We start from the raw sequence: 13,073 nt of genomic DNA, 5'->3' as shown, positions 1-13,073 counted from the left end.
AATGAAAGGGATCGTTTTGGCCGGAGGTTCCGGAACACGTTTGTATCCGATTACGAAAGGAGTTTCAAAACAGTTATTGCCGGTATATGATAAACCGATGATATATTATCCTATTTCGGTATTGATGTTAGCCGGTATTCGGGATATTTTGATTATTTCTACTCCATTCGATTTACCCGGATTCGAACGTTTGTTAGGTGATGGATCTCGGTTTGGCGTTCATTTTGAATATGCCGAACAACCGACTCCTGACGGTTTGGCGCAGGCATTTATTATCGGAGAAAAATTTATAGGTAATGATTCGGTCTGCTTGGTGTTAGGTGATAATATTTTTTATGGACAGAGTTTTTCTGCGATGTTGCATGCTGCTGTTGAAAATGTCGGGAATGGGTATGCTACGGTATTCGGATACAGAGTCAGTGATCCCGAACGATATGGAGTTGCGGCTTTTGATCCAGAAGGAAATGTAACTTCTATCGAAGAGAAACCCGAAAAGCCGAAATCTAATTATGCAGTTGTAGGACTTTATTTTTACCCGAATAAGGTTGTAGATATAGCTAAATCGATAAAACCTTCTGCACGTGGGGAACTTGAAATAACTTCGGTAAATCAAGCCTTTTTAGAAACTGAAAAGTTGAAGGTACAGTTAATGGGACGAGGGTTTGCATGGCTCGATACGGGAACACATGATTCGCTGTTCGAAGCATCGGCTTTTATAGAAACTATCGAACATCGTCAGGGATTGAAAGTCGCTTGTCTGGAGGAGATTGCATACAGAAAAGGATGGATCTCGAAAGAATCTGTGTTGCAACAAGCAAAACCTATGTTGAAGAATCAGTACGGGCAATATATGATTAATCTTATTAAAGATGAAGCCGATGGGGTTGGAGGCCGTTAAAATAGTCGATTTGCCTAAAATTGTAGATGCGCGTGGAAATCTTTCTTTCATAGAAGAATTTCGGCATATTCCTTTTCCTATAAAACGGTCTTATTGGGTGTATGATGTTCCCGGCGGTGAAAAGCGAGACGGACATGCTTTTATAGAGCAGCAAGAGTTTATTGTGGCTTTGTCCGGTAGTTTCGATGTCATTCTGAATGATGGACGGCAAGAAAAGGTATATCCTCTGAACCGTTCTTATTATGGGGTGTATGTTCCCAATATGATTTGGCGCAGATTGGAAAATTTCTCTACCAACTCTTTAGCCTTGGTACTCTCTTCGACTTTATATGATCCGGCAGACTATATTGAGGATTACGATCTATATTTAAAATGTCTTGAGCATGGATAATATATTTGTAATGAGTAGAGTCGGTGATTGTCAGGTGATAGAACTGGACAAACATTCTCGCCCCAATGGGAATATAACGGTCGTAGAAGACAACATAACCGTGCCGTTCGATATTCGTCGTGTTTATTATTTATATGATGTTCCCGGAGGAGAAGAACGGGGAGGACATGCCCATCGTGATTTATACCAGTTGATCGTTGCTGCCAGTGGAAGCTTTGATGTTATTTTGGATGATGGGAGTGAGCGTCGTATTGTATCGTTGAATCGTCCTTATTACGGATTATTGGTACGTCCCGGAATTTGGCGTGAATTGAATAATTTTTCTTCGGGAGCAGTTTCTTTGGTATTGGCTTCCGAATTGTATGACGAAAATGATTATATTCGAGAATATTCCGATTTCTTAAAAGAGAAAAAGGTTTCGTTGAGTAATGTCTAAAGGGCTCTTAACTTCCTTTTTAATTATAGTTTTTATGGTATTAGTGTGGGCTGATACTATTTTTGTGAAATAGCTTTGAGAATTTATATAACAAGTATCCCGATATTGCTCCTGCAATGGAATAGGACATTTTTGTTCCTTCAAAGAAGTTTTTAATTAGTGAGTCGAAGTTTATATTATAGTTGATGTGGAGACTTATCCACCATGGGATATGTGTAACAACAATACCTGTTAATAATGCATATAAAATTGTATTTGGTTTAAGGAATTTATTGGTCATTGCACAAATAAGATAAGTCAAGGCAACAAATAGTAAACCCCATATAATTTTTGACTTAGTTTCGAAAATCGTTAAACCATACGATATTAAGATTGCAACTATCACAAGACTGATGATACTTATAACTCGCTTTTTCATAATCATGCTATTGGAGATTTGCAAATACCATTACAATCAAACTTTTACAATGTTTCGTTATTGCAAGAAATAGATATATTGATTTCAACATTCGATCTAAATGTACATAAAAAATTCAAATTTATATACAGATAATTTTATTATTTTTATATCCTTCAGAGATGATTTTGAATTGAATAAAATAATATTTGCGGTCGTTGTTGGAATAATTTAATGGAGTAAAGAGGTGTGAGGTTCAAGAACTTTTTGCGCTAAAGTTCTTTGAACCTCTTTTTTTACTAATTTTGTGCTCCCAAAATTAGGAGTTATGCAAGAGCAATCTTTCCCAAACGCTGCTGAGAGTACAGCTTTTCGAGTGTTATTGGCATTGGGCCTTTCTCATTTATTGAATGATACATTACAGTCTGTAATTACGGCTGTATATCCTTTGTTGAAAGAGAGTATGGCTTTGAGTTTTGTCCAGATCGGATTCATAACATTGGTTTACCAGATCTCGGCTTCGGTGTTTCAACCGTTAGTCGGGTTTTATCTGGATAAAAAGCCTAATCCGTGGTTCTTGCCGATCGGGATGAGTTTTACTCTTATCGGACTTGTTGTTTTAGCTTTTTCGGGAACTTTGCATCAGGTTTTATTCTCTGTGTTTTTGGTGGGTATAGGATCTTCTATACTGCATCCGGAGGCGTCTCGTCTTACTTCTTTAGCTTCCGGTGGGAAGCGAGGACTTGCCCAATCGGTTTTTCAGGTCGGTGGGAATATGGGAAGTTCATTAGGTCCGTTACTTGCTGCGTTGTGTATAGCACCTTATGGACAGCGTAATATTGTGTTTTTTGCTCTATTGGCTTTATGTGCCATAATTGTAATGATACCCATTTGCCGGTGGTACAAAAGAAAACTGAAGGCTTTACGGTTAAATAAGGATGGAATGAAAACTGAGGTTGTGTCACCGTTATCTCGTAAAAAGACGATATTTTCGTTGTCGGTTTTGTTGATTTTGATTTTTTCCAAATATGTTTATTTAGCAAGTATAACCAGCTACTATACATTTTTTCTAATAGAGAAATTCGATGTAACTGTTCGTGATTCGCAATTCTTTCTGTTTGCTTTTCTGTTCGCTTCGGCGCTCGGTATTTTGTTGGGAGGGCCGGTCGGAGATAAAGTAGGCCGGAAATATGTAATCTGGGTTTCTATTTTAGGAGCAGCACCTTTCAGTTTGATTATGCCTTATGCAAATCTTTTATGGACTTGTATTTTAAGTATCCTTATCGGATTGATTCTTTCTTCGGCTTTTTCTGCCATATTGGTTTATGCTCAAGAATTATTACCATCTAAACTCGGCTTGATTTCGGGGCTTTTTTTTGGTTTGGCTTTTGGTATTGCCGGAATTGCTTCGGCCGTTTTAGGAGGTTTGGCAGATAAATTCGGAATAGAGTATGTATATCAGTTGTGTGCTTATATGCCTTTATTGGGATTGATTGCTTGGTTTTTACCGGATATACGTAAGATAAAAAAATAGAGATGTATCTTTGGGTAATTATATTTGAATAATCCTTTAAGATACATCTCCGAGCGAATTATTCTTTTTTAGCTCCGGCTTTAATCCATTCTTTCAATAAAGTTATATCGTCATTTTTTAAAGAAGATAAGGTCGTATGGTTTGTTTTGGTAGCTTGAGCGTCTGTCAGTACCGTAATAATAAAACTGCTGTTTGGAAGTCCCGGTTCGACTAACATTTTATCCGGATGGGTTGAAGAAGCTTTATTTACCAAAGCATCGTAACTTTTATCTTCCGTAAGATACAAACCTCCGGCACCGCCATGACAGGCAGAACATTGGTTAAATACCTGTTCCTGGATGCGGTTATATTGTACAAGGTTTACATTCATATCAGATAGGGATATGTTTGTTTCACTACCGGGTAATTGTTGTTCATTGAGATTACAGACCCATTTTCTGTTATTCATGATCGATACGGCAATATTCTTGGCTTCGAATGGCACATTGTGCATAAGATAAGTACCTGAGCCTTCGTCGTTTTTTTCCAGCAGTAGAGTAGTTAGCGGAGTATCCTCGTTATCACCGAAAGATGTGAGTTTCAGTTCATATTCTTCGGGCCATGCATTAACACCGGAGAAATGGAGCGTTACGTTTACATTGCGTCCGCTGTACTCTTCTTCCTTAGGATATATGTCTCCACTGTCACAAGCTGAAAATGCAAGTAATCCTGCTATTATAATAAACGAATATTTCATTTTTGAAATTTTTAAAAAGTATATTGCAACATTACTGTGGCGCTGTGCATTGCCATTCCATTATCGTCCATGTCTCTGTCGAGTTGAGTTTCATGTCCCCAACGACCTATGTATTGGTACATTGCTTGCAATTTTAGATTACACCGAGAAAAGAAATAGTTGAGACCTACGGCAGGCATGTTCAAGCTTCCGTCTTTATCTGTTCCGTTTCTGTCAAAAAAGTCGTATCGTAAAGCTGTTTGTAGTTTGCTCGTGACAAAATATCCTCCTTGTATATAAGCTCCCCAAGCTGTAAAATCGGCTGCAGATTGCATTCGTTTAGTGAAATTCATACGCAACATATAAGCCTCGCCCGATATATAAAATCGGTTTTTTAACCATGCGAATTCAAATCCGGCACGCAAATCATCGCTACTTTCGTCTTCGGCTTCTACATTATAATTTCCCGAAATGGCAAATAAAAGTTTGTTGTTGTGCAGATCGTCCGGATTTCCTTGATAGGTCGGCATCGGACCGAACGGCATATATGCAAAACGTGCGGCATATAAAAGAGACGGGATTCCTTTATGATCATCGCTTGTCGTTTTGGTTGCAGTATTTACGTCTATTCCTGTCCCATTAAATACGCCGACCTGATATCCCCATTTTTGTTTGATGAGTCCGTGTAGTTCTATTCCTAAGTCGAAGCCTGTTGCAATATTGGGCTTTACGGCATTTAATGATTTGTCGAGATTGACTCCTGTGGTTAGAGATGACGGTAATACCGGGAAAAGCGTTTCTCCTAAAGTAACTAAGTAAGCTTGATTATAAGGCGTTTTAAATTTCCCTGCACGTAATTGCAAGGCCTCTTTCATTTTTACATCGAACCAAGCTTGTTGTAACAATGCTCCTCCGCTTTGGGATGCGTTCAGGGCAAAGTTGAATGTCAGCCTGCCAAATGCCCTGCCTGAAAAACCTATGATCGCATTTGGTATGGCAAACCCCGAATTTGCGACTTTATCCTGATCTGCAAGATTTAAACCTTCATCATCATAATAATTAAATTTTCCGGCTATTTGTATGAGAGCGTACGGTTTAAATAGAAATTTTTTGTTTTTTGTTTGAAAGCTGAATCCTTGCCTTCCTGCCGAAGAAATTACTCCGTTATCGATATCGTTATCGTCAGTATTATTTTGAGCTGTTACCGGAATTATTAAGAAAGAAAATAACAGCAGAGTTATACTTAATTTTGAATAGATATATTTCATAATTTGTAGATCGTAATAAAATGAATGTTTTATAAACTTTCGATAAAAAGAATCAGTGCGTCCCGGTCTTCCTTGCTCATTCTTTTGAACAGTTCGCGCGATACGGCACCTTCGCCCCCGTGCCACATGATCGCCTCTTTTAAGTTGCGTGCACGTCCGTCATGTAAGAATTCTGTATGTCCGTTAACCACCTCTTGTAAGCCTATACCCCATAATGGAGTTGTCCGCCATTCAGCTCCGGTTGCCAGACCTGCCGAAAGGTGGTCGTCTAATTCGGGTCCCATATCGTGTAGAAGATAATCTGAATATGGGTGTATAACCTGATTGCAGAGCCAAGGCAGTCGAGTGCCGTTAAGTAATAAAGGCGCATCTGCACGGGTGTGTAGAGTAGGCATATGGCACAAATCGCATTTTGCTTTATAGAAGTTTTCTTCACCTTTTTTTACTTCGGCGTTATTGACATATCTTCGGGCAGGTACGCCTAAAGCGTGCAGATAGAAATCGACATATTCCATATCTTTCGTACTTATTTGTATCCCCTGTAACCCGTGAGGCGATTGGCTTTGGCCTTCGCAAACTTCTTCAGGATAACGGTCATTTGTAACACCCAGATCCGAAGAAAAGCCGAGTTCTACCGTCAAGTCCAAATGATTGGCTTTATTTCCGGATACTCCGATTTTTCGTACCCCTTTTTCGGTTACATAATTTAGTTTTCCGCTGATTCCGTATTCCGGGTAATTACTTTGGGCTGCAATTTTTATGAGTTCCGTTTGGCTGAGTGCCATCATTTGTCCCATCCCTACATGGCGCAACGGAATACGAGGACTTATATATAGGTCTTCGGGACGAATACTATCGGCATACCATTCGGTAACTCGATAATGCGGTGTTTGTAGTTCATATTCTTCTCCGTCCGGAAATTTGAACTTTTCTGTTGTATATGTTACAGAAAGTTTTCCTTCAGCTTGGCTACCCACAATGCTTTGATCATGCAGTACGCGCCCGTATTGGCGAAAATAACCGCCATCTTTACGAGTTATGTAGATTAATATGGAGGAAAAGCCGTTTCCCGAACCTCCATGAGTAAACAAAGTTGAAGAGGTTCTTCCTGCATTATTATGGCAGCTTCCGCAAGAATAGCCTCCATATATCGGTCCTAATCCTCCTGTAGAAGGATCGTTCCCGCTAACCCTGGGGTCATCATATAACATATCTCCATTGGTGAACATTGTTTCCAGATCGCCTGTTACCCAGTTAGCTTCGGTGTCGTATGCACGGCTGGAGGATGAGAATATTGTAGAAGTTCCGGCGGACAGTTCTTTATAACTGGCTACAGTTCCGTTCGGTTTCAGTATTACCGTGTCATCGAGAGCTTCGCTACAACTATAGAGAAGCATTGCCGGGACAATAGTCTGGGCAATGCTGAGTACAAGGGGAAACGAGAACAAATTTTTAAAAAATCTGTATTTTGTCATTTTAAGAATTCAAAAAATATTTTTAAAGAACACTTTTAATTTTTTCAAGTGATTTATTCAATTCGGCTAATTTATCCATTGCTGTATCTATTGTTGCAACTTTTCCTTTTGTGACTTGATCGCGGAAGGGTGCTGGAATGTCCCGAATCGCTTTTCTTGCATCAGAAATCGCTTTGGTTATTTCCGCATCCAAGTCACTATTTTTTGATGCTACATAAGCCGACATGCTAGTTTCTGATTTCCGGGTTGCCGCCGGTCCTCCCAAATAAGAATTCTCAATACTGATTATGTTATTTTCATAATCGTCCAAAGAATTGAAACTATACCATGATTCTACGGCATATACATCTTGTTCGCGATAAGGATTTCCGATTTTTTGTGTTCCTACCTCATTCGCTATGTTACACAATCCGTTATCGATTATTTCTTCAAGTACTTGATTTTGAGTTTTATATTTTTGATACATGTTCGGATTTCTCAATAATTCGGCAAATCCATCTTCTCCTCCGGCAATTGTGATTTCATCATTTTCAATCAACTCTGCATCGCGTTGATCGCTTATTGCTTTTTCACCGTGCCATTCTGCCCAAAGACGTACGGTATCATCCAATAATTTTTTTGTTACATAATAGATATACTCTTTTTGGCGGGAAGAAATGGATGAAATATCTCGGGGATTTCCGTCTAAGAAAATAAGATATTCAAGTGTATGAAACCCTGAATTGTCTTGTGCGAAAGTTTGTTCCGCGATGTTTTGGCTACTATTTAACAACGCCTCTATATTTACTTGGTCGAGAGGCCATGAGTCTAAAGATGGGTCTATGCTGTAATTAGCTGCCGGACCATATAGAAATCCCTCGCTCAATTCCCACGGTTCACGGGCATTTCTCCATGCCGCACAAACAGCATTGAGCTGATCTTGTGTTGCTGTTTCGCTTTCGAACATAACGGTTACGGCGTCCATCAGATCCCATACTTTAGCTTTCATGTCATCGTAAGTAGGCAATACGGTAAGATCGATATAATCATTGATAAGGGCGGTTTTAACCGGATCCATAGCCGAATCATCCACTGTGTTATCATTGTTATTATCATCACTACATGATGATACGGCAAATGCCATAGAGCTTATGAATAAGCTCATTACTAACCAATTTTTCTTTTTCATACGTTTTGTAGATTATTTATTAATTTATTTTGTTATTTAGAAAAGAACCAACCGATATAAGCTAATCCTAATGATATAGTACTTTCATTATTGAAACGTCCTCCTCCGATCCATCTGCGTGTATAGTCTGCTTTGGCAACGAGATTGGGGAGTATATAATAGTTTAAGCCTGCAGTAATAAGATCTACTTTATAACGAGGATCGGCAGAAATACTGCTTGCTGTTTTGTGCATCGAATTATAATATTCGTAACGTATAAATGGAAATAAATTGAATTTGTGGTTAAAAAATGCACCGATGTTGTATCCTACCTCTGCACCGTATGTCAAAACATCTTTTGCAACAGGGGTTTCTGAATATCCCAGAGCTGTGGGATTTCTTAAATTTTCTTTGTAAATAAGGTCGCTTTCGGTCAAATTTCCGTATATAACGTTTGCTCGTGCAATAATATCGCGGCTGTAATATTGCGCATCGGCAGATAAAATGGTGATTGCACCTTTTATCCCTTCCATTCGGCTCGGTTTAGTCGAGTTTTTGGCGGTGCTTGGAGTATAATATGCCGATATACCGAATCTCGTATTTTTAACGCCCGAATAATCTACCCGTGCTGCATATGCCGGATTGGTCATATTCGGTATTTCGAATTTGTTCTGTTTTCCGTTTTTAATCCAATTGGCAGCATCGAATCCGTTGGGATCTAATCCGCTGATGACCATTGCTTGATAGTCGAAATCTCCGGCTTTTCCCAAAATGGCGATCCCGGTTTCATGCCAAGTAGACGGGATTATCTGTGTTTCGCCTTCCGGTCGTGTAGCACCGAAAAAGAATATCGGTTCGTGATGTGCATTTGTCAATCCTATAGGAACGATCATGTGTCCTGCTCGTACGGCAAATGCCGGATGAAATATTTTAGTAATGTGGAATTGTTCCAATGCGACTTCTCCACCTTTTTCTATTTCAGCTTCGTATTCGCCTCCTTCAGTGTATTCATGTTCTATACTTGCACCCGTACCTCCGTATTCGAATTCTATTTCAGCAGATAAAATGATAGATGGAGTAAATTTGTAATCGAAAGCTAATACAAAACGGGGAAGCGATATAGAAGATCGTTTATCACTCGGAGAGCCAGCTCCGCCGTTTCCAAAACGATATGGGCCATAATCCATATGTTGGAAAAGCATTTCTCCGTAACTACCGACTCTGAATTTTTTATATTCTTCGTGATTTTTTACTTTTGTAGTATCGTTATTTTGAAAATTTCGGGCTTGTATTCCCTGACATAAAAGCAGAATAAGGAATGTTAAAGTAGTAAATCTTTTCATTTTTTTTGACGTTTTTACAGGAGGCAAAGGTATAAGTGTTGTAAAGTGTTGACAATACCTAAAAATAAGTATTGTCTTATTTTTTCTCATTATAAATCGGGATTCTAATGGGTCATTATTTGTACTGAAAAAACTTTGTTGAAATACCTATAAATAGGGATTGTATTTTTAGCTAATAATCCGTTATTTTGCGCCTGTACTTAAACATATAAAAGTGAAAATATGAGCGATAACGTTCCCAAATATAAAGCGACGGATAAGATGAGCGATCTTATTTGTGAAAACTATACTCTATTGATGGTGATGAGCCGTTTCGGTTTGCCGTTAGGGTTCGGGGATAAAAATGTAAAAGAGGTTTGCGATGCTTGTAACGTAGATTATAAAACGTTTTTGGCAGTCGTCAATTTTATGGATACCGAGCAATTTGTTGTCGGAGGCACAGATCTTTCTATCCAAGCATTAATGGAGTATCTGAAAAATTCTCATTCTTATTTTCTCGATTTTTGTTTGCCGGCAATTCGCCGTAAGTTGATTGAAGCCATAGATTGCTCCCAAGATGGTGTCGCTATTCTGATTTTGAAGTTTTATGATGAATATGTTCATGAAGTGCGCCGGCACATGGAATATGAAGACAATATGGTTTTCGGATATGTTTCATCTTTATTAGAAGGGAAGAAAAAACCCGATTATAATATATTGGTATTTGCTCGAAAGCATAATCAGATAGAGACGAAACTTACCGAACTGAAAAATATAATAATCAAATATTATCCGGCGGAAAAAAGCAATAATAGTTTGAACTCTGTTTTGTTTGATATTTATTCTTGTGAACAAGATTTGGCATCACATTGTAATCTGGAAGATTTGTTGTTTGTCCCGGCTGTAGCCCAACTTGAAAAAAATTTCGAGAAAAATGAAAAATAATGAAGCAATAAGGATTGCTATTGCTGAAAATTCTGTAATTATTCGGAATGGCATGACCGCAGTACTCAAACGTGTTCCGAATTTAAAAATACAGCCGATGGAGGTGTTGAGTACAGATGCTTTGCAAGAGTTTATGCGGATGCATACACCGGACATATTGATTGTCAACCCTGTATTTGACGGATATTTCGATTTGAACCGATTTAGAGAAAATCCTCGTACTTCTCATATTAAATGCGTTGCGCTGCAAGGCTCTTTGTTAGATACAACTCTTTTGAATAAATATGATGAGGTTATTTCTATATTCGATGATATGGATACGATAACCGGAAAGATTCTTCAATTACAAAAACATTCCGGAAATGAAGATGTTGAAGAAGAATCTGAATCACTTAGTTATCGGGAGAAAGAGATCGTGGTTTGTGTTGTTAAGGGAATGACTAACAAAGAAATTGCATCAAAATTGTGTTTGTCTATCCATACCGTTATTACTCATCGTCGTAATATTGTACGTAAATTGCAGATACATTCTCCTGCAGGATTGACGATTTATGCCATAGTTAATAAATTGGTTGAACTTGATGACGTAAAGAAATAAACAATTTTCCATGAAAATCCGTTTAATTAGAAGATGTTTCTATTTTTTGAGGAAAAGTAGTGGACTATTATCTGACGAGTGAAAACGTAAAAAAGATCTGAGAGGGTTATCTTATTGAAAAATTGTTTTTTTAGAACTGAGACATATCGTTGATTTTATTGTGACTAAACCTCCTATTATTCAGTATTTTATGAATGAGAGAGATAAAATACCATAAATGTGGTATAGGATGAGTTTTTCTTAAAACCTACCTTTGTCAAATATGATATGATAATTGTTAAATGGAGAATGATATGGCAAGAATAGCTAAAAGTTTGACCGAATTGGTCGGGAATACACCATTATTGGAGTTTTCTAATTTTAATGCAAGTAAGAATTTGCAGGCGAAAGTAGTAGGTAAGCTGGAATATTTTAATCCCGCAGGTAGTGTGAAAGATCGTATTGCTTTGGCAATGATTGAGGATGCAGAGACACGTGGAGTCTTAAAACCGGGTGCTACGATTATAGAACCGACCAGTGGAAATACCGGAGTCGGATTGGCTTTTGTATCTTCTTCTAAAGGATATAATCTAATTCTCACAATGCCCGATACTATGAGTATTGAACGTAGAAACTTGCTCAAGGCATTGGGGGCTCAACTTGTACTGACTCCCGGAGCAGAAGGAATGAAGGGGGCTATCGCCAAAGCAGAATCTTTAAGGGATGAGATTCCCGGATCGGTTATTTTGCAACAATTTGAGAATCCTGCTAATCCGGCCGTTCATCGAAGAACTACTGGAGAAGAAATTTGGAGGGATACTGATGGTAAAATCGATATATTCGTGGCTGGAGTAGGTACTGGAGGAACAATAAGCGGTGTCGGAGAAACATTGAAGAAGCATAATCCTGCGATAAAAATTGTTGCAGTAGAGCCTGCGGATTCTCCTGTCTTATCTGGAGGAGAACCCGGACCGCATAAAATACAGGGTATAGGAGCTGGGTTTATTCCTCGAACTTATAAAGGGGAAGTTGTTGATCAGATTATTCCGGTACAGAATGACGATGCTATACGTACCAGTAGAGAATTGGCAAAAAAAGAAGGACTTTTAGTCGGAATATCTTCCGGAGCAGCAGTTTTTGCTGCATCTGAATTGGCGAAGCTTCCGGAGAATGCCGGAAAAACTATCGTTGCATTACTTCCTGATACCGGTGAACGTTATTTGTCCACAGTCCTTTATGCTTTTGAAGAATATCCTTTGGATTAAAAGGTAAATAGCAGGTTCTAAGGCTGTCTTCATGACAGCCTTATTTTTTATATGCAGTATTCTGCCATGTCGATTATTCCGGCACGAAAGGCATACCGGGTTGCTTCATGTATATTGTTAACGTTCAGTTTTCGGAATATATTCTTTTTGTGAGTAATAATGGTATGTACGCTTGATATGCGGATTGCCGCGATTTCTTTAACGGATTTTCCTTGTGCGACCAGTTTTAGTATTTCTATTTCTGTAGTGGTTAATAAAGATTGTTCGGTGATTCCTTGTTCTGTATTATTTTGCAGTTGATTTTTTGATTGAGCACATAGATATTGTCTATCGGAAGTCGTATGCTTTAAAGCATCAGAAATTTCTTGAAATGAGGAATTTTTGAATAAGATGCTGAATGCCTTATCAGAATAAATATTACGGATAAATTCGGTAGTAAGTTCTTCGGAAAATAAAATCCACCGGACATGAGGGAATCGTTCGTGCAAGTTTATCAATTCTTCGACTCTTGAAAAATCGAAAAGTGTATAATCTAAGACGATTACAGCCTGAGAATCTTTTTTCAATAAGTCCGGTAATTCTCGTTTTGAATATATATGTACAATATTTTCGGACAGATGTAATTCCCGTATTATGAAATTTAATCCGGCTCGTGTAATGTCTTGATTATCGGCCAGTATGTAATATTTTTGAGGCATGCTAT

At 38.4% G+C, this 13,073-nt stretch carries 13 protein-coding genes; 7 read left to right on the top strand and 6 right to left on the bottom strand.

The features are described from left to right. Window position 1 precedes the first annotated feature (1 nt). The 4 genes from rfbA (at window position 2) to Q0093_RS00405 (ending at window position 3,656) form a co-directional block, all read left to right on the top strand. On the top strand, window positions 2–898 hold the full coding sequence (gene rfbA / locus Q0093_RS00420) for a glucose-1-phosphate thymidylyltransferase RfbA (protein WP_297927972.1): 897 nt from the start codon (window positions 2–4) through the stop codon (window positions 896–898). After that, entirely contained in the window at window positions 879–1,289 is a 411-nt protein-coding gene (locus Q0093_RS00415; RefSeq protein ID WP_297928225.1) for an FdtA/QdtA family cupin domain-containing protein, read from the top strand. The genes rfbA and Q0093_RS00415 overlap by 20 nt, the downstream gene beginning before the upstream one ends. Continuing rightward, on the top strand, window positions 1,282–1,725 hold the full coding sequence (locus Q0093_RS00410) for an FdtA/QdtA family cupin domain-containing protein (RefSeq protein ID WP_297927970.1): 444 nt from the start codon (window positions 1,282–1,284) through the stop codon (window positions 1,723–1,725). The genes Q0093_RS00415 and Q0093_RS00410 overlap by 8 nt, the downstream gene beginning before the upstream one ends. A gap of 725 nt (window positions 1,726–2,450) precedes the next feature. Continuing rightward, the gene (locus Q0093_RS00405) at window positions 2,451–3,656 is read left to right on the top strand and encodes an MFS transporter (protein WP_297927968.1); all 1,206 of its coding nucleotides are present in this window, start codon (window positions 2,451–2,453) and stop codon (window positions 3,654–3,656) included. Between the two features lie 58 nt (window positions 3,657–3,714). Here Q0093_RS00405 and Q0093_RS00400 read toward each other — a convergent pair whose 3' ends face one another. The 5 genes from Q0093_RS00400 to Q0093_RS00380 form a co-directional block, all read right to left on the bottom strand. After that, window positions 3,715–4,392, bottom strand: coding sequence for a hypothetical protein (locus tag Q0093_RS00400; RefSeq protein WP_297927966.1), 678 nt, complete (start codon window positions 4,390–4,392; stop codon window positions 3,715–3,717). 11 nt (window positions 4,393–4,403) lie between these two features. Next, on the bottom strand, window positions 4,404–5,639 hold the full coding sequence (locus Q0093_RS00395) for a porin (RefSeq protein ID WP_297927964.1): 1,236 nt from the start codon (window positions 5,637–5,639) through the stop codon (window positions 4,404–4,406). Window positions 5,640–5,668: 29 nt separating this feature from the next. Further along, window positions 5,669–7,036: a di-heme oxidoredictase family protein gene (locus Q0093_RS00390; RefSeq protein ID WP_297928224.1), complete on the bottom strand. Its 1,368-nt coding sequence runs from the start codon at window positions 7,034–7,036 to the stop codon at window positions 5,669–5,671. Window positions 7,037–7,136: 100 nt separating this feature from the next. After that, window positions 7,137–8,282 (bottom strand): imelysin family protein, encoded by a 1,146-nt coding sequence (locus Q0093_RS00385; RefSeq protein ID WP_297927963.1) that lies wholly within the window; start codon window positions 8,280–8,282, stop codon window positions 7,137–7,139. Window positions 8,283–8,314: 32 nt separating this feature from the next. After that, window positions 8,315–9,604 (bottom strand): hypothetical protein, encoded by a 1,290-nt coding sequence (locus tag Q0093_RS00380; protein ID WP_297927960.1) that lies wholly within the window; start codon window positions 9,602–9,604, stop codon window positions 8,315–8,317. 222 nt (window positions 9,605–9,826) lie between these two features. Between Q0093_RS00380 and Q0093_RS00375 the strand changes: the two genes are divergently transcribed. The 3 genes from Q0093_RS00375 (at window position 9,827) to cysK (ending at window position 12,370) form a co-directional block, all read left to right on the top strand. Continuing rightward, window positions 9,827–10,528, top strand: coding sequence for a hemerythrin domain-containing protein (locus Q0093_RS00375; protein WP_297927958.1), 702 nt, complete (start codon window positions 9,827–9,829; stop codon window positions 10,526–10,528). After that, entirely contained in the window at window positions 10,518–11,126 is a 609-nt protein-coding gene (locus Q0093_RS00370; RefSeq protein WP_297927956.1) for a response regulator transcription factor, read from the top strand. The genes Q0093_RS00375 and Q0093_RS00370 overlap by 11 nt, the downstream gene beginning before the upstream one ends. A gap of 293 nt (window positions 11,127–11,419) precedes the next feature. After that, on the top strand, window positions 11,420–12,370 hold the full coding sequence (gene cysK / locus Q0093_RS00365) for a cysteine synthase A (protein ID WP_297927954.1): 951 nt from the start codon (window positions 11,420–11,422) through the stop codon (window positions 12,368–12,370). A gap of 47 nt (window positions 12,371–12,417) precedes the next feature. On the opposite strand, the gene Q0093_RS00360 is transcribed toward cysK, so the two are convergent. Continuing rightward, window positions 12,418–13,068, bottom strand: a complete 651-nt coding sequence (locus Q0093_RS00360) for a response regulator transcription factor (protein WP_297927952.1) — start codon at window positions 13,066–13,068, stop codon at window positions 12,418–12,420. Window positions 13,069–13,073 lie beyond the last annotated feature (5 nt).

Origin of the sequence: uncultured Coprobacter sp. (assembly GCF_947855755.1) — a bacterium.
In the GTDB taxonomy this organism is placed as follows: Bacteria; Bacteroidota; Bacteroidia; order Bacteroidales; family Coprobacteraceae; genus Coprobacter.
This window is presented reverse-complemented; position numbering and strand designations above follow the sequence as displayed.